Below are 18,346 nucleotides of genomic sequence, written 5' to 3'. Positions count from 1 at the left end.
TAATAAAAATGTAAAAGAAGTACTAAAAATATTGACTTTAAATGTTTTTTGTGGTATAAATTAGTAAAAGGTGGTAAAAAGTGGTTGAAAGTGGTAAATTTTTAGAAAAGGAGGTGTAATGTATGTTTATTGGTGAATATAGTTGTAGTGTAGATACTAAGGGTCGTTTAATGTTACCTGCTAAATTTAGAGAATTATTAAATGGAGAAAATTTCTATATTACTAGAGGTGTTAATGGACAAATTGATTTATATAATCTTGAAAATTGGAAAGAAATTGTAGAAAAATTATCTAAAGTTAGACAAACAGATGAAAAAGCAACTAAATTTAAAAGATTTATTATAGGGTCAGCACAAGAAATAGAACTTGATAGCCATGGAAGACTTACAGTTACATCAACTTTAAAAAAATATGCTGAATTATCAAAAAAAGCCACAGTAATAGGTATGGGAAATAAGATTGAAATATGGGATAGTGAAAAACTAGATATTTATAGAGAAGATGAAGATATAAATGAAATAATGGAAGAAATAGATATAGACTTCTAAGAAAAGGACGGTATAAAATGGAATATCATTTACCTGTACTATATGATGAAGTTTTAGAAAATATCATAGAAAAAAAAGATTTAATATATATGGATTGCACACTTGGTGGAGGAGGACATAGTGAAGGTATTTTATCAAATTCTACTGATAATTCAAAACTTATTGCTATAGATCAAGATGATAATGCAATTAAATATGCAAGTGAAAGATTAAAAAAGTTCGGAAATAAAGTTAGTATATTTAAGAATAATTTTGAAAATATTGATATAGTAGCTTATTTAGCTGGATATGATAAAGTTGATAGAATATTAATGGATATAGGAGTATCTTCAAAACAATTAGATGATGATAAAAGAGGATTTTCTTATAGAAAAGAAGCAAAACTTGATATGCGTATGGATGAGAGTCAAAAACTTAGTGCATATGAAGTAGTAAATGATTATAAAGAAGAAGAAATAGCTAATATATTGTATAAATATGGTGAAGAACCAAAATCAAGAAAAATAGCTAAATACATTGTAGAATATAGAAAGAATAAAAGTATAGAAACAACAATTGAACTTGCCGATATAGTTATAAAAGCAATAGGTAAAAGCATGAAAAAACATCCTGCAAAAAGAACATTTCAGGCAATCAGAATATATGTAAATAGAGAATTAGAAGTTCTTGAAAAAGCATTAGATAAATCTATTGAATTGTTAAATCCAAATGGAAGATTATTAGTAATTACATTTCATTCTTTAGAAGATAGAATTGTAAAAGAAAAATTTAGAAATTATGAAAACCCTTGTACATGTCCATATGATTTACCAATATGTAAATGTGGAAATAAATCAAAGGGGAAAGTGCTTACAAGAAAACCTATAGTTTCAAAAGAAATAGAATTAGAAACAAATAACAGAGCCCATTCGGCAAAATTAAGAGTGTTTATTAAAGGAGATAAATAATGAAAAGAGAAAGAGTTTTAAGAAGAAATGAAGGAATAATAAATTTAAGAAGAATAAGAAGTTTAAGAGCTAATTTAGAAAAAGTTGCATTTTTTAAATTAACTTTATTTATGCTACCATTAATATTTGTAGCTTTAGTAAGTATAGTTACAGAATTTAATTTAACTAATATAGCTCGTGAGAATTATGCTAATACAAAAGGAATAGAAAGAGTAGAAAAAGAAATAGACTCTATTAAATCAGAATTAATGGCTATATCAAATGTAATAAAAATTCAAAAAGAAAGTAAAGAATTAGGATTTGTATATAATGAAAATGTAAGATACATAAAATAATTGCTTTTAATAGCAATTTTTTTATTTGATATATTTTTTTAAATAAAGTATAATTAATCATATAATTTGAAGAGGTGAAAAATGAAAAAATATATTTCATGGAATGTTAATGGATTAAGAGCTTGTATTAAAAAAGGTTTTTTAGACTATTTTAATGAACAAAAACCTAATATTATTGGTTTACAAGAAATAAAAATGAGTGAAGGTCAATTAGATTTAGAATTAGAGGGATATTATACATATTATAACTATGCTGAAAGAAAAGGTTATTCTGGCACAGCTATATTTACAGATACTGAGCCTATTTCTGTTAGTTATGGTATAGGAATAGAAGAACATGATAAAGAGGGAAGAGTAATAACAGCAGAATTTGAAGATTACTATTTTGTAACTGTTTATACTCCAAATTCTAAAAATGAATTAGAAAGACTAGATTACCGTATGATATGGGAAGATGAGTTTAGAGCTTATTTAAAAAAATTAGAAGAAAAAAAGCCAGTTATAGTATGTGGAGATTTAAATGTAGCACATAAAGAAATAGATTTAAAAAATCCTAAAACTAATACTAGAAGTGCTGGATTTACAATAGAAGAGAGAAATAAGTTTACAGAACTTATTGAAAATGGATTTATAGATACTTTTAGATATTTTTATCCAGATAAAATACATTCATATTCTTGGTGGTCTTATAGAGGAAATGCAAGAAAAAATAATACAGGGTGGAGAATAGATTATTTCTGTGTTTCTGATGTATTAAAAGATAGATTAATTAATGCAGAAATTCATGATAAAGTTGAGGGGTCAGATCATTGTCCTGTTGTATTGTATATAGATTAAAAACATCAATATTTTTATTGGTGTTTTTTTACAATTCAATATATATTGTTGAATTTTATGTGTTTTTGTGATATATTTATCTTGAATAAAAAGAAAGGAGAATATGATAAAAATCATATTATAAACTATGTTAAAGACACAAAAAGAATTGATGGAATATGTTGTATATGCGACAGAAAAAAGAATGAAAAAACCATTTATTAAACTGGCTTTATTGTCAGTATTAGGAGGAATGTTTATTGCATTTGGTTCTGTAGGTAATATCATTACAGTAGCAAATTTAATTGAAACAAATGCTGGTATTGCAAAATTTTTTGGAGCATCTGTATTTCCAGTGGGTTTAATTATGATAGTACTTCTTGGCTTAGAATTATTCACTAGTAATTGTATGATGACAGTAGGTTATATAGAAAAAAAGATTAGTATATTAAAAATGTTAAAAATATTATCAATAGTTTGGATTTTTAATTTGATAGGTTCAATAATAGTAGCATATATTTCATATGAAACACATACTTTAAGTGATGCAGGAGTTACCTTTTTATCTCATTTATCAGAACATAAAGTACATACAGGTGTATATGATTTAGTATTAAAAGGAATATTATGTAATGTATTAGTTTGTGGTGCTAGTTTACTTGGATATATTGCAAATGACGGTATATCAAAATTATTTGGAATATGGTTCCCTATAATGCTGTTTATAATCTTGGGATATGATCACGTTGTAGCCAATATGCTTTATTTACCTTTAGCCTTAATGTATGGCGTAGAGGGAGTTACAATTTTAAATGTAATGTATAATTTTGTGTTTGTTACTATAGGTAATTTTATAGGTGGAGGAATAGTTATAGGATTAACTTTATGGTATTGTAATAAAGATTAGGAGTTGAATTTATGAAAAAAGCAACGGTAATTACATATGGTTGTCAAATGAATGTAAATGAAAGTGCAAAGATTAAAAAAATATTTCAAAATATGGGATATCAAGTTGTAGATGATATTGATGATTGTGATGCAGTATTTTTAAATACATGTACAGTAAGAGAGGGTGCAGCTACACAAATATTTGGTAAACTTGGTGAATTGATAGAATTAAAGAAAAATAAAGGGACAATAATAGGTATTACAGGTTGTTTTGCACAAGAGGCAGGATTTGAACTTATTAAAAAATTCCCTATGATAGATATAGTAATGGGTAACCAAAATATAGGTCGTATACCTGATGCTATTGAAAAAATTCTAAAACATGAAAGTGAACATGAAGTATATACAGATAATGAAGATGAATTACCACCAAGGCTTGATGCTGATTTTGGAAGTGACAAAACTGCTTCAATTTCAATAAGCTATGGTTGTGATAAACGTTGTAGTTTTTGTATAGTTCCTTATGTAAGAGGAAAAGAAAGATCAGTTCCAATGGAAGATATATTATTTGATGTTAGACACTATTTAAAAAAAGGTGCAAAAGAAATAGTATTGCTTGGTCAAAATGTTAATGCCTATGGTAAAAAATTTAAAAATGGAGATACTTTTGCAAAATTACTTGATGAAATTTGTAAGATAGAGGGAGATTACATCTTAAGATTTACATCACCACATCCAAAGGATTTCACAGATGATGTTATAGATGTAATAGCAAAAAATGAGAAAATAGCAAGATGTATACACATGCCTTTACAATCAGGTTCAACTAAAATACTTAAAAAAATGATAAGAGGGTATACTAAAGAGCAATTTATAGAACTTGCAAGAAAAATAAAAGAAAGAATACCCGGAGCATCTTTAACTACAGATATTATAGTAGGATTTCCAGGAGAAACTGATGAAGATTTTAAAGATACTTTAGATGTGGTAGAAAAAGTAGGATTTGAAAATGCCTATATTTTTATGTATTCAATTAGAAAAGGTACTAGAGCATCACTTATGGAAGAACAAATTCCTGAGGAAATTAAGAAAGAAAGATTGCAAAAATTAAATAATTTACAAGATAGATGTGCATATAAAGAAAGTGTAAAATATCTTGGTAAAACAGTTAGAGTTTTGGTTGAGGGACCTAGTAAAAAAAATAAGGAAGTTCTTACTGGTAGAACTTCAACTAATAAAGTAGTATTATTTAGTGGCGATAATAAATTATATAGAGGTCGTTTTGTTAATGTAAAAATAAATGAGTGTAAAACGTGGACATTATATGGAGAAATAGTTTAAGCTTTTTGCTTGAATTATTTCTTTTTAATTTGACTTTTCATAAAATTAGGCTATAATTTAATATATACAAATAAAGGATGTGAAAGTTATGGAAGTATTGGCAATGATTTTAGCTGGTGGCCGTGGCTCTAGGCTAGATATTCTTTCAGAAGAAAGAGTTAAACCAAGTGTTCCATTTGCTGGTAAATTTAGAATAATAGACTTTACACTTAGTAATTGTTCTAATTCAGGTATATATGATGTTGCTTTGTTGACACAATATTTACCTTTATCATTAAATGAGCATATAGGTTCAGGTAAGCCATGGGATTTTGATAGAAGAGATTCTAGCATTACATTATTACAACCACACGAAACTTTAAAAGGTCAATCATGGTATGAGGGTACTGCAGATGCAATAAGACAAAATTTAGCATTTATTAAAAGTAAAGCACCTAAATATGTTTTAATTTTATCTGGAGATCATATATACAAGATGAATTATTTATGGATGTTAGAAGAACACAAAAGAAATAATGCAGAACTAACCATAGCTGCAATTAACGTCCCTTATGAAGAAGCTTCAAGATTTGGTATTTTTGAAGTAAATGAACATAATAAAATATTAAGTTTTGAAGAGAAACCAGAACATCCTAAGAGCAATTTTGCTTCTATGGGTATTTATATATTTAATACTGAAACATTAATTAAGTATATTGAAGAAAGTGATATTCCTGATTTAGATTTTGGTAAACATATAATACCTAAATTAATTGAAGATCAAAGAGGAGTGTTTTTACATTATTATGATTCTTATTGGATGGATGTAGGAACATATGACTCATATTTAGAGGCAAATTTAGATTTAATAAAAAAATCTGAAGAAATTGGTATAAATTTATACGACCCTAATTGGAAAATCTATACAAGAAGTGAAGATATGGCACCGGTGAGAATAGGTGTTACAGGAAGTGTATTAAATTCATTGATTTGTAATGGTTGTAAAATTGAGGGTAGAGTTGAAAATTCAGTACTAGGTCCTGGAGTTACTATTAGAAAAGGAGCTACAGTTAGAAATAGTATTATATTTTCTAATACATACATAGATGAAAATACACATTTAGATACGGTAATATTAGATAAAAATGTATATATAGGTAAAAATTCATTAATAGGACATGGTGATGATTATACTACAAATATTGAAAAACCCGACTTATTATATAAAGGAATAAGTGTAATAGGAAAAAGTTCCAAGTTAGGTAATAGTACAATAGTTGAAAGAAATGTTAGAATTTTTTCAAAAGTTCATATGTTAAATGAGGGTAACTATATACATAGTGGAGAAACAATTAAGAAATAGAGAATAGGAGTTATATGAAAATTATATATGTATCATCAGAAGTATATCCTTTTTTTAAAACAGGTGGTCTTGCAGATGTATTACAAGCATTGCCTAAAAAAATGGAGAGTTTAGGACATGATGTTTCAGTTATCATGCCTAAATATGATAAAATTCCTCTTAAATTTTTAGAAAAAATGGAGTTTATAGCTACTACTGAGATAAATGGAGAAATATTTAATTTAATTAGATATAGTGGTGAAGATAAAATCAACTATTATTTTATAGAAAATAGAAATTTTTTTGAAAGAGGAAAAGTATATGGTGATTTAGATGAAGATTATCAATATGCACTTTTTTGTGAGGCAACATTAATTTTCCTAAAAAAGATAGGATTACAAGTTGATATTATACATTGTAATGATTGGCAAACAGGACCTTTACCATATTTTTTAAAGAATAGATATAAGCAAGATCCCTATTATTGGGATATGAGAGTAGTTTTTACAATACATAATTTAATGTATCAAGGAAGATTTAATAATTATTCATTTGATAAATTAGGTTATCAAAGAGAAAGTAGTTTTTTAAACTTTATGGAAATAGGACTTTCTTTTGCAGATGTAATTAATACAGTAAGTCCTAGTTATGCTGAAGAGATAAAATATCCATATTTTGCAGAGGGATTAGAATGGCTTACATCATATAAGCAAATACATGGAATTTTAAATGGAATAGATTATGATATATATAATCCTATGACAAATAGTAAAATTATTAATTTTGATGTTGAAAGCTTAGATAAAAAAATATTAAATAAAAGAAAAATTCAAGAAATATTTGATTTTAAACAAGATGACACTTTATTTATTACTTTAGTTTCAAGATTAGTTGAAGGTAAGGGATTAGATTTAGTATCTTCAAGAATAGAAGAAATATTAAAACATGATGCTGTTCAATTTGTAATACTTGGTTCAGGTTCTAAATATTATGAAGATTACTATAAATATTTAGAATATAAATATCCGGATAAATTTAAAGCATATATAGGATATTCTGAAGAAATATCTGATTTATTGTATGCTGGTTCAGATTTATTTTTAATGCCATCAAGATATGAACCATGTGGTCTATCACAAATGATAGCTATGAGATATGGAACTATACCTCTAGTTAGAGAAACTGGAGGATTAAGAGATACAGTTATAGCGTATAATGAATATACTGATGAGGGTAATGGATTTTCATTTACAAATTTCAATGCAGATGATATGTTAAATACTATAAGATATGCAGAACATATATATTATGATAAAAAAGATATATGGAATAAACTTATAAAAAGAAATATGATGATTGATAATTCTTGGGATAAATCTTCTAAAGAATATGAAAAATTATATCAAATAGCAAAAACAACACCATAATAGATTAACACTCTTGATTTCGATTAAGAGTGTTTTTAAAGTAGGAGATAGATATGTATAAAATATTATTATTTGATTTAGATAATACATTATTAGATTTTAATAAATCAGAAGAAAATGCACTAAATGAATTTTTTACTGAAGAAAGAGTAGAAAATATTGAAGAATTTAAATCTTTGTATAAAATAGAAAATAAAAAATTATGGGAAAAATTAGAAAAAAATTTAATTAATAGTGAAGAATTAATGGACACAAGATTTTCCATAGTATTTAATCATTTTGGCATAGAAAAAGATGGCAAAGAATTATCAGAAAAATATACTAAAATAATTGGAAAACAAGGAATAGAAATGAAAGGTGCTAGTCAATTATTAGAAAAATTATCTTGCAAATATGAAATTTATGCAGCAACTAATGGATTTACAGAAATACAGAACAGTAGATTAAATAATTCAAGTATTAAAAAATATATTAAAAAAGTATATATTTCTCAAGAAATTGGTAGTAGTAAACCCTCTAAAGAATTTTTTGAGTTTATAGAAAAAGATTTAAAATTTAATAAAAAAGAAGTTTTAATGATAGGTGATAGTTTAACTGCTGATGTTTTAGGTGCCAATAATTATAGTATTGATTCTATATGGTTTAATTATATGAAAAAAGATAATGATATAGATATTAAACCAACATATTTTGCAAGTGATTTTGCTGATATTTTAGAAATCTTAAATCATTGTAAGTAGTTTAAAAATATGATATAATAAGGTATTAAACTTGAAAGGAAAAAAGTATGTTTGAAGAAATAAGGGAAATAATATTAGATCAATTAGATATTGAAAGTGAAAATATAACACTTGAATCTAAAATAGTTGAAGACTTCGGAGCAGATTCATTAGATTTAATTGAATTATCTTCGACTATAGGAGAAAAATATGGATTTGAAATTACAAAAGAAGAAATAAAAGATATAAAGACAGTAAATGATTTAATTAAAATTATTGAGGAGAAAAGAGTAAAATAATATGAAAAAAATGGATTTTGATGAATTGATGTCCAAAATAAATTATACTTTTAAAAACAAAAAGCTACTTTTAGAAGCTTTGACTCATAGTTCATATGTGAATGAACATAATTCTCCTAATATTAAGGATAATGAAAGATTAGAATTTTTAGGAGATTCTGTTATGGATTTAATTACAACAGAATATATATATAAGAATAATTTAAAAAGTAATGAGGGAGAATTATCCAAAATAAAAAGTCAAATTATTAGTGAAACAGTGTTTTCAACTATTTCAAGAGATTTAGATTTAGGAAATTATGTTTTTTTGAGTAATGGAGAAAATATGTCTGGAGGTAGAGAAAGAAATTCTGTGTTAGGGGATGTATTTGAAGCTATGGTAGGAGCAATATATCTTGATTCAGATTATTCTACAACTAGAGATGTTGTGTTGAAATTATTAGAATCTAAAATTAATAATTTAGATAAGATAGAATGGGTTTCAGACTATAAATCGGCATTACAGGAAATTACTCAACTAAAATACAAGGTAACACCTATTTACAATGTGGTAAGTGAATTAGGACCAGATCATGATAAAACTTTTGAAATAGAAGTAAGAGTTGAAGAAAGATTATATGGTAAAGGTATAGCCAAAAGTAAGAAAATGGCAGAAAAAATTGCAGCAAAACAAGCTATAGAGAAATTAAATAAGGAGCATTAGATGAATATTAAGGTTATTTATCCAGGAAGTTTTGATCCTATTACTAAAGGTCATTTAGATATTATAAAAAGAAGTGCTAAATTGTTTGATGATTTAATAATAGGAGTATTTATAAATTCATCTAAAAAAGAATGGTTTAGTATAGATGAAAGAGTTAAATTAATAGAAAAAGTTTTAAGAGAAGAAAATATTAATAATGCTAAGGTAGTTAAATGTTCTGGACTACTTGTAGAATATATGAAAAATGAAAATATTGATATTTTAGTTAGAGGATTAAGAGCAGTTTCAGATTATGAATATGAACTTCAAGTTACATTAACAAATGAAACTCTAGCATCTAAACCTTTTGAAACAATATTTTTAACAGCTTCCAGAGAGTATCTTTATTTAAGTTCTAGTATAGTAAAAGAAATTGCTTTAAATGGTGGGAATTTATCTGGATTTTTACCAAAAGCTATTATTTCAGATATCAATGAAAAGGTAAATATGATAAAAAATGGCAAATAAAAAAGTGAGATATGTTTGTACCGAATGTGGAAATACAACTTTAAAGTGGATTGGAAAATGTCCATCATGTGAGAGTTGGGGAACTATAGAGGAAGAATTAGAATTAAATATTTCTAAAATAAAATCAAGTAAAAATATTGATTTAACTACAATAAATGAAGTTAAATTTGAAAAAGAATTTAGAATAAAAACTAAATTTTCAGAATTTGATAGAGTCCTTGGTGGTGGATTAACACAAGGAGAAGTTGTATTAATTACAGGTAATCCTGGAATAGGAAAATCTACTTTTTTATTACAATTATCTAATGAGTATGCTGAAAATAATAAGGTTTTGTATGTATCAGGAGAAGAATCTACAAAGCAGATAAAAGAAAGAGCTATGAGAATTGGTGTCAATTCTAAATCAATTTTCTTATTAAGTGAAACTAATTTAGAAAATATTGAAGTTGCAATTAATAATTCAAAGCCTAAAGTTGTAATAATAGATTCAATACAGACCATATATTCAGAAACTGTATCTTCAGTTCCTGGTTCAGTATCTCAAATAAGAGATTGTTCTTTAAAATTAATAGATATAGCTAAAACAAATGACATTTCTTTTTATATAGTTGGACATGTAACTAAAGATGGAAAATTAGCAGGACCAAAATTATTAGAACACATGGTCGATGCTGTTCTTTCATTTGAGGGAGATGAAAATAATTATTATAGAATAATAAGAAGTATAAAAAATAGATATGGTTCTACAAATGAAATATCAATTTTTGATATGAAAGAAGACGGTATAGAAGAAATAAAAAATCCTTCAGAGTTTTTTATATCCGAGAGAGATGAAAAAAATGTTGGAAGTATTATAACAACATCAATAGAGGGTTCAAGAGTTATATTATTTGAAATACAAACTTTAGCACTTCCTCTTAAATTTGGATTACCTAAAAGAATTATTGAGGGATATGATAGAAATAGAATAGAAATATTACTTGCTGTATTATCTAAAACTTTATCAATAGATTTAGGTAATAATGATATTTATTTAAATATACCAGGTGGAATACAACTTAAAGATCAAGCAGCTGATTTAGCTATAGTCTTATCTTTTATTTCAACTATAAAAAATTTACAAATTAGTCAAAAAATTGCTGCAATAGGCGAAATAGGATTAAGAGGTGAAATAAGGAAAATATCTTTTATAAAAAAGAGAATAAAGGAATTAGAAAAATTAGGCTTTAAAGGTGTATATATTCCTAGAGCACATCAATTAGAGCTTGAAAATTTTGAAACAGAATTAAAATTAAGTTATATTAATAATATTAGTGAATTGGTAGAAAGGTTGTGATAATCTATGATTAATAAAGAAGAGAAAGTATATGAACAAATATTTAAAATAATAGCACCAGGTCAACCTTTGAGGTCTGCCATAGAAAAAATACAAGAAGCTTCATTAGGAGGTCTAATAATTTTAGGTTCACTTGAAGATATGGAAAAATATATAGATGGTGGATTTAAACTAGAAACAACTTTTACTCCTCAAAAAGTTTACGAACTTGCTAAAATGGATGGAGCAATATTAATTTCTGAAGATTTAAAAATAATTCATGGAGCTAATATACAATTACAACCTGATAAAAATGTAGAAACTACCGAAAGTGGAACAAGACATAGAACTGCTGATAGAATTGCAAAACTCACAGGAAATATTGTTATAACTATTTCTGAGAGGAGAAAAAGAATTACTGTTTCAAAAGGTCAATTTAAGCGTACATTAGAATTAGTAGGAGATTTATTAATTAAATCATCACAAGCTATAATGTCGCTTGAAAAATATGCTAGTTCAGTGAATAAATATTTAGTAAATTTAACTATATCTGAATTTGAAAATACTGTATTGCTTGAAGAAGTGATTTCTGGCTTAAGATATTTTTGTTTAATGTTTACTATGGATAAAGAAGTTAGACAATATATAATGGAGCTTGGAACAGAGGGACGTTTAGTTGAATTACAACATAATGAGATAATGGCAAATCAAAAAAATAGTTTAATAGATTTTATTAAAGACTATAATAGAAAAAATAAAAGTGCAGAAAAGATATTTGCTGATTTACTTGAATTATCTAAGGACGATATTAGAGATGATTCTAAACTCGCTAAAGTACTTGGATATGATTTAAAACAAGATCTTATTGATGAGAATTTATTTCCTAAGGGATATAGAATACTTAATACTGCCAATAAATTAACAAAAAAAGATGTTGAAAATCTTGTAGAACATTTTAAAAATTTAAGTAATTTATTAAATGCAGATTATGAGCAAATATGTAGTATAAAAGGTATGGGTAAATTTAAAACTGAAAGGGTTTTAAGATTAAGAGAAAGATATAGACATTTATTATAAAAAAAAACGACGCTAGTCGTTTTTTTTTATTCTCCAGTATAGTTGTGATGTACTTTTTGAACATCATCATTATCTTCTAGTACATCTATTAATTTATTTAATTTTTCTAAATCTTCAGCTGATAGATTTTCAACTTCTATAGAGGGTACATAAGATATGTCAGCCTCAACTACAGAATATTTAGCTTCTTTAATACTATTTAATACATTATCAAAAGTATCAGTAGGAGTAGTGATGTAGAAACTATCATCATAAACTTTCATATCATCCATTCCTGAATCTAATGCTATCATCATTAATTCATCTTCATCTGATTCAGATGTTTTTTCAATAATAATTTCTCCTTTTCTTTCAAACATATATGATACACATCCTGGTGTTCCAAGATTCCCTCCGTTTTTGTCAAAAGAAGATTTAACACTTGAAGCAGTTCTATTTCTATTATCTGTAAGTATTTCAACTATTAATGCAACTCCACCTGGTCCATAACCCTCATAATTTAAGCTTTCATAACCAGCTCCACCATCAGCACCTGAACCTTTTTTTATAGCTCTTTGTATATTGTCGTTAGGCATATTAATACTTTTAGCCTTTTCAATAGCATGTTTTAATGCAACGTTGTAATCTGGATCTGCACCCTCTCTAGCTGCAACTGTAATTAATCTTACATATTTTGTAAATGCAGATGCTCTTTTTCTATCTTGAGCCTCTTTACGACCTGCGATAGTACCGTGTCTTCCCATTTTTCCCTCCGTTATATAATATATTCCTAATTATATCATAATCTTTTTAAAAATTAAATAAAAATGTGTATATATTACTAAAATTCTTGATTTTTAAGTAAAAATATGTTATCATAACAATATAAATATGATATTTGAAAGGAGAGTGGGGCGACCCACTCTTTAATATTAAAATAAAGGAGGAATATAATGTGGAAGAAGTTTTATTAAAAATTGAAAAAGAAATACAGCCATATTTAAATGAAAATTCTTTGGAATTAGCAGACATTGAGTATGTTAGAGAGGGAGGATACAATTTTCTAAGAATATATGTTGAATCTAAAACTGGAAATACAAGTTTAGATGACTGTGTTATGCTAAGTACAAAAATAGATAATATTGTTGATGAATTAATTGATGATAAATTTTATTTAGAAGTTTCAACTCCTGGACTTGAAAGAAAGCTAAAAAAAGAAAAAGATTTTATTAGATTTACAGGTAAAAAGATAAGTGTGAAAACAAAAAATAATATTGAAAATAAAAAGAGTTTTGAAGGTATGTTATTAGGTTTTGAAAATAATCTAATTTTACTAAAGGATGATGTTATAGGAAATATAGAAATACCTTTAGAAAAAGTTAAAACTGCAAAATTAATATTTAATTTATCTGATAAAATATTTAAGGAGGATGTTGAAAATGAAATCTAAAGATAAATTGACATTTTTAGATGCAATCGAAGAATTAGAAAAAGAAAAAGGTATACCAAAAGGTGATTTATTAGAAAGACTAAAAACAGGATTGTTAGCTGCATATAAAAAGGATTTTAATGATCAAGAAAATTTAGAAATTGAAATTGACCAAATAACAGGAGATGTTAAAATGTTCTGTGAAAAGTTAATTATAGATGATGAAGTTAAAGTATATAATGAAACAACTGAAATTCCTTTTAGTAAGGCTAAAAACTATAGAAAAAGGATAAAAGTTGGAGATTATTTAAAAATAGAATTAAATGCTGATGAATTTAATAGAAATGCAATTCAAAGAGCAAAATCAATAATTATTCAATATATAAGAGAACAAGAGAAAGAATTAATTTCTAAACAACTTATTGCAATAGAACACCAAATAGTAAATGTTATAGTAAGAAGAATTGAAGAAAATGGAAGTCTTTACGTTTCTATGAATGGACTAGATGTAATAATACCACAAAGAGAATTATCAGAACTTGATAAAGTGCAAGTTGGAGATAGATTAGTAGCATATATTAGAAATGTTGATACTAATGGAAGATTTCCAAAAGTGGATATTACAAGAACAGATGATAAATTAATACATAAACTATTTGAAAGAGAAGTTCCTGAAATTGCTTCAGGTAGCATAGTTATTAAAAACATAGCAAGAGAAGTAGGAGTTAAATCTAAGGTAGCTATTTATTCAGAAGATCCAAATATAGATTTAAAAGGGTCTTGTATAGGTAAAGACGGAATTAGAATAAGTAATGTTATTAATGAATTAAATGGAGAAAAGATTGAATTAGTAGAATGGAATGCTGATCAAAGACTTTTTGTTAAAAATGCACTATATCCTGCTGAAATATTTTCAGTAGAAATAGTAAGAAATGAAGATGAAATAGTTGCTAAAGTTGAAGTTGATCCAAGTCAATTAACACTTGCTATAGGTAAAAAAGGAGTAAACTCTAAACTTGCTGGTAAACTATGTAAATTAAGAGTAAATATAGAGGCGAGTGATGAAATTGGAGAAGAAGAGAGAGAAAAACAAGAGTAATGTAATAATAAGAACTTGTGTAATTACAAGAGCTAATGATAAGAAAGAAAATTTACTTAGATTTGTTGAAAATTTAAAAGGTGAATATGTTTATGATGAAAATCAAAATATTCAAAATAGAGGAAAGTATATCAAAAATGATTTAGAAGTTTTTCAGAAATTTTTTAATAAATTTAAAGTTGAAATGAAAAGTGCAGAAAAAATTCTTAAGCATTTTGAAAAAAAAGAAAATAGAGAAAACAAAGATGAACATATTTTAAGAATATTAGAGGGATTAAAAAATTCTGAATATTTAGTATATGGAGTAGATGAAAATTTAGATGGAATGAAAGATTCTATAGTGAAACTTTTGATTATACCATCTGATATTAATGGGAAATATGTTAATAAATTAAAAAAAATAGCTAAGTTAAATAATGTAAATATAATATTTATTGAAAAACAATATTCTTTAAAAAAAATCTTTTTAAGTGATGTTAAGGTAATAGGGGTAAAAACTAAAAAGGTTGTAAGAGGGATACTAAATAAAATGGAGGTGGAATAAGTGAGAGTTTATGAGTTTGCTAAGAAAATTGGACAATCAACTAATGATCTTATTACAAAATTAAAAACAATGGGATATGATAAATCAAGTTTATCAGCTTTAAGTGAAAGTGAAATAAAAGATATAGAAAATAAATTAAATCCAATGAAATCAGTTGAAAAAAATACTTCTAAAAAAGAAGAAGTAATTGGTGAAAAAATAATATTTAATAACAGAAATAACAATAAATTTAATAAAAATAATAATAATAATAATAAATTTAGAAATGATAGATTTGATAAAAATGAAAATAAAGGTGAAAGACCAGAAAGAAATAATCAGAATTTTGGTGAGAGAAAACCTTTTGAAAAAAGAAACAATCAAAATTTCGGAGAAAGAAAACCTTTTAATAGAGAAAATAGAGATTTTTCTGAAAAAAATAATAATGAAAGAAAAAATAATTTTAGAGGAGAAAGACCTAAGTTTGAAAATAAAGAAAACTTTAATAAAGATAGGGATAATAGAGTAAATAGAGACAATAGAAACTTTAGCAATAATGGAGAAAGAAAACCTTTTGAGAAAAGAAATAATCAAAATTTTGGAGAAAGAAAGCCTTTTGAAAATGGAGAAAGAAGACCATTTAATAAAGATAGAAGAAATGATGATAATAAGAAACCATTTAAAACACACGCTAAAGAAGAAAAAGAAGCTATAATAGAAATTCCAACAATGGAAAATGATGTTAAATCTAAAAACTCTAAATTAAAATCTAAATTTGAGAAAAAGAAATATGAAAATGATAAAAAAACAAAAGATGAAGAAAGAAAATTAAAAGAATTACGTGATGATTTTAGAAAAGAAGATAAAAAGAAAAAAATCAAGAAAAAAGAAAAAGTTGTAAAATCAGAAGTAATAAGAGATGAAGAGGGTGGAGTTGGACTAGTTGTTCTACCTCAAGAAATATCAATTAAAGAATTAGCTGAAAAATTAGGAATTAATTCATCTGACATAATTAAAAAATTCTTTATGCAAGGTAAGATGTATACTGCTAATGCTATATTAAACATTGAAGAAGCAGAAGAAATAGCTATTGAGTATAATGTAATAGTTGAAAAAGAAGAAATAATAGAAGTATCTTATGGAGAAAAATATAATCTTGAAATAGAAGATAAAGAAGAAGATAAAGAATTAAGAGCTCCGGTAATAACAATTATGGGACATGTAGATCATGGTAAAACTTCATTATTAGATGCACTAAGACATACAAATGTGATTGATGGTGAAGCTGGAGGTATTACACAAAGAATAGGTGCTTATCAAGTTGAATGGAATAAACAAAAAATAACATTTATAGATACTCCAGGACATGAGGCTTTTACTGAAATGAGAGTAAGAGGAGCGAATATAACAGATATTTCTATATTAATAGTTGCAGCAGATGATGGCGTTAAACCACAAACTATTGAAGCAATTTCGCATGCTAAAGAAGCAAATGTGCCTATTATAGTTGCTATTAATAAGATAGACAAACCTGGTGCAAATGTAATGAAAGTTAAACAAGAATTACTTGAACATGGTTTAATCTCTCCAGAATGGGGAGGAAATACTGAAATGGTAGAAATTTCAGCAAAACAAAAGTTAAATTTAGATGCCCTACTAGAAACAATACTTTTAACTTCAGAAATAATGGAGCTTAAAGCAAATCACAAAAAGAGAGCTAAGGCTATAGTAGTTGAATCAAGATTAGATGTACAAATGGGACCAGTTGCAGACATTTTAATTCAAGAGGGAGAATTAAAAATAGGAGATATATTTGTTTCTGGGTCATCTTATGGTAGAGTAAGATCTATGTTAGATGATAGAGGAAATAAGATTACTAAAGCTGGAGTTTCACAACCAGTTGAAATTACAGGATTTAATGAAATACCTGAAGCTGGAGATTTACTATATTGTGTAAATAATGATAAACAAGCTAAGAAAATAGTTGAAGATTTTAAAAATGAGAAAAAAGATGAACTTAATAAGAAAAAACATATTTCACTTGAAAGTTTATCTAAAGAATTAGAAGATCAACAATTAAAAGAATTAAAATGTATTATTAGAGCAGATTCTAAAGGATCAGCTGAAGCACTTAAAGAATCAATTAATAAATTATCAAATGATAAGATAAGTATGAATATTATTCAAGCAAGTGCTGGAGCAGTTACTGAGGGAGATGTAATGCTTGCGGCAGCATCAAATGCAATTATTATTGCATTTAGTGTTAGACCAACAAATACAGCGAGAACAGAAGCAGAAAAATCTGGAGTAGAAATTAGAAACTATAATGTAATATATCATGTTACAGAAGATCTTGAAAAAGCTATGAAAGGTATGTTAGATCCAGAATATAAGGAAATATATAATGGAAGATTAGAAGTAAGAGAAGTATTCAAAATTTCAAATGTAGGTAATATTGCTGGTTCATTAGTAATTGAAGGTAAAATTACTCGTCAATCTAAGATTAGATTATTACGTGACGGTATTATTGTTCATGAGGGTGAAATTGCATCACTTAAGAGATATAAAGATGATGTTAAAGAAGCAAGTATTGGACAAGATTGTGGTATAGGAATTAAAGATTTCAATGATATAAAAGCAGGAGATATAATAGAAGCATTTGTTGTAGAACAAGTAAAACAATAGATAGGGGTATTTATGAATATTAGAAGAAAAAGAGGTTTAGAAAAAGAAATTTCAAGAATCATCGGTACAGCTATATTATTAGAAGTTAAAAATGAAAAAATTAGAAACTTGGTTACAGTTAAGTCAGTTAATTTATCGCCAGATGCTCGTTATGCAGATGTAATTATGTCAATTTTAGATTATAAACAAAATATAAATAAAGAAAAACTTTTAGAAGAATTAAATAAGTTAAAAGGATTTTTTAGGAAAAAAGTTGGTGAAAATTTAGAAATTAGATATACTCCAGAAATTAGAATACATTTAGATGATAGTGTAGAATATAGTGTGAAAATATCTAAAATATTAAAAGAAGCAATGGCTACTGTTAATATAGATAGTGAGGAATAAT

General features: G+C 26.1%; 20 protein-coding genes. 19 read left to right on the top strand and 1 reads right to left on the bottom strand.

The annotated features are described in order from the left end of the window. Window positions 1–122: 122 nt before the first annotated feature. From mraZ to disA, 14 genes are all read left to right on the top strand, one after another. Complete coding sequence (gene mraZ, locus BT993_RS01350) at window positions 123–548, top strand: division/cell wall cluster transcriptional repressor MraZ (protein ID WP_072592882.1); 426 nt, start codon at window positions 123–125, stop codon at window positions 546–548. Window positions 549–565: 17 nt separating this feature from the next. Continuing rightward, window positions 566–1,495, top strand: a complete 930-nt coding sequence (gene rsmH / locus BT993_RS01345; RefSeq protein ID WP_072592881.1) for a 16S rRNA (cytosine(1402)-N(4))-methyltransferase RsmH — start codon at window positions 566–568, stop codon at window positions 1,493–1,495. Next, the gene (locus BT993_RS01340; protein WP_072592880.1) at window positions 1,495–1,830 is read left to right on the top strand and encodes a hypothetical protein; all 336 of its coding nucleotides are present in this window, start codon (window positions 1,495–1,497) and stop codon (window positions 1,828–1,830) included. The genes rsmH and BT993_RS01340 overlap by 1 nt, the downstream gene beginning before the upstream one ends. Window positions 1,831–1,911: 81 nt before the next feature. After that, window positions 1,912–2,667, top strand: coding sequence for an exodeoxyribonuclease III (locus BT993_RS01335; RefSeq protein ID WP_072592879.1), 756 nt, complete (start codon window positions 1,912–1,914; stop codon window positions 2,665–2,667). A 127-nt stretch (window positions 2,668–2,794) separates the two neighbouring features. Continuing rightward, the gene (locus tag BT993_RS01330; protein WP_072592878.1) at window positions 2,795–3,553 is read left to right on the top strand and encodes a formate/nitrite transporter family protein; all 759 of its coding nucleotides are present in this window, start codon (window positions 2,795–2,797) and stop codon (window positions 3,551–3,553) included. Window positions 3,554–3,564: 11 nt separating this feature from the next. Next, window positions 3,565–4,875 (top strand): tRNA (N6-isopentenyl adenosine(37)-C2)-methylthiotransferase MiaB, encoded by a 1,311-nt coding sequence (gene miaB, locus BT993_RS01325; RefSeq protein ID WP_072592877.1) that lies wholly within the window; start codon window positions 3,565–3,567, stop codon window positions 4,873–4,875. Window positions 4,876–4,963: 88 nt separating this feature from the next. Beyond that, window positions 4,964–6,217, top strand: a complete 1,254-nt coding sequence (locus tag BT993_RS01320; protein WP_072592876.1) for a glucose-1-phosphate adenylyltransferase — start codon at window positions 4,964–4,966, stop codon at window positions 6,215–6,217. A gap of 14 nt (window positions 6,218–6,231) precedes the next feature. Further along, entirely contained in the window at window positions 6,232–7,623 is a 1,392-nt protein-coding gene (locus tag BT993_RS01315) for a glycogen synthase (protein WP_072592875.1), read from the top strand. A gap of 53 nt (window positions 7,624–7,676) precedes the next feature. Further along, window positions 7,677–8,363 carry a YjjG family noncanonical pyrimidine nucleotidase gene (locus BT993_RS01310; RefSeq protein WP_072592874.1) on the top strand — a complete coding sequence of 229 codons (687 nt, stop codon included), beginning with the start codon at window positions 7,677–7,679 and terminating at the stop codon, window positions 8,361–8,363. 47 nt (window positions 8,364–8,410) lie between these two features. Then, entirely contained in the window at window positions 8,411–8,641 is a 231-nt protein-coding gene (locus tag BT993_RS01305; protein WP_072592873.1) for an acyl carrier protein, read from the top strand. A gap of 1 nt (window position 8,642) precedes the next feature. Continuing rightward, on the top strand, window positions 8,643–9,344 hold the full coding sequence (gene rnc, locus BT993_RS01300) for a ribonuclease III (protein ID WP_072592872.1): 702 nt from the start codon (window positions 8,643–8,645) through the stop codon (window positions 9,342–9,344). Further along, complete coding sequence (gene coaD, locus BT993_RS01295) at window positions 9,345–9,851, top strand: pantetheine-phosphate adenylyltransferase (protein ID WP_072592871.1); 507 nt, start codon at window positions 9,345–9,347, stop codon at window positions 9,849–9,851. Then, complete coding sequence (gene radA / locus BT993_RS01290; protein ID WP_072592870.1) at window positions 9,841–11,187, top strand: DNA repair protein RadA; 1,347 nt, start codon at window positions 9,841–9,843, stop codon at window positions 11,185–11,187. Before coaD ends, radA begins: the two co-directional genes overlap by 11 nt. 6 nt (window positions 11,188–11,193) lie before the next feature. Continuing rightward, complete coding sequence (disA, locus tag BT993_RS01285) at window positions 11,194–12,243, top strand: DNA integrity scanning diadenylate cyclase DisA (protein ID WP_072592869.1); 1,050 nt, start codon at window positions 11,194–11,196, stop codon at window positions 12,241–12,243. A gap of 26 nt (window positions 12,244–12,269) precedes the next feature. Here the strand turns inward: disA and BT993_RS01280 are convergent, their stop codons facing one another. Next, window positions 12,270–12,986 carry a YebC/PmpR family DNA-binding transcriptional regulator gene (locus BT993_RS01280; RefSeq protein WP_072592868.1) on the bottom strand — a complete coding sequence of 239 codons (717 nt, stop codon included), beginning with the start codon at window positions 12,984–12,986 and terminating at the stop codon, window positions 12,270–12,272. 191 nt (window positions 12,987–13,177) lie between these two features. Between BT993_RS01280 and BT993_RS01275 the strand changes: the two genes are divergently transcribed. Genes BT993_RS01275 through rbfA form a run of 5 tightly spaced genes read left to right on the top strand, consistent with a single transcriptional unit; the run spans window position 13,178 to window position 18,345 of the window. Continuing rightward, window positions 13,178–13,672 (top strand): ribosome maturation factor RimP, encoded by a 495-nt coding sequence (locus tag BT993_RS01275; RefSeq protein WP_072592867.1) that lies wholly within the window; start codon window positions 13,178–13,180, stop codon window positions 13,670–13,672. Then, window positions 13,662–14,750: a transcription termination factor NusA gene (nusA, locus tag BT993_RS01270; RefSeq protein ID WP_072592866.1), complete on the top strand. Its 1,089-nt coding sequence runs from the start codon at window positions 13,662–13,664 to the stop codon at window positions 14,748–14,750. Before BT993_RS01275 ends, nusA begins: the two co-directional genes overlap by 11 nt. Then, on the top strand, window positions 14,719–15,294 hold the full coding sequence (locus BT993_RS01265; RefSeq protein WP_158007921.1) for a DUF448 domain-containing protein: 576 nt from the start codon (window positions 14,719–14,721) through the stop codon (window positions 15,292–15,294). Before nusA ends, BT993_RS01265 begins: the two co-directional genes overlap by 32 nt. Next, window positions 15,295–17,958, top strand: a complete 2,664-nt coding sequence (gene infB / locus BT993_RS01255) for a translation initiation factor IF-2 (protein WP_083557349.1) — start codon at window positions 15,295–15,297, stop codon at window positions 17,956–17,958. A gap of 12 nt (window positions 17,959–17,970) precedes the next feature. Next, on the top strand, window positions 17,971–18,345 hold the full coding sequence (gene rbfA, locus BT993_RS01250) for a 30S ribosome-binding factor RbfA (protein WP_064579694.1): 375 nt from the start codon (window positions 17,971–17,973) through the stop codon (window positions 18,343–18,345). The last annotated feature ends 1 nt before the right edge of the window (window position 18,346 follow it).

Source organism: Streptobacillus ratti (assembly GCF_001891165.1).
Classification (GTDB): domain Bacteria; phylum Fusobacteriota; class Fusobacteriia; order Fusobacteriales; family Leptotrichiaceae; genus Streptobacillus; species Streptobacillus ratti.
The sequence above is the reverse complement of the archived record's forward strand: the minus strand, read 5'-3'. Positions and strand labels throughout refer to the sequence as shown.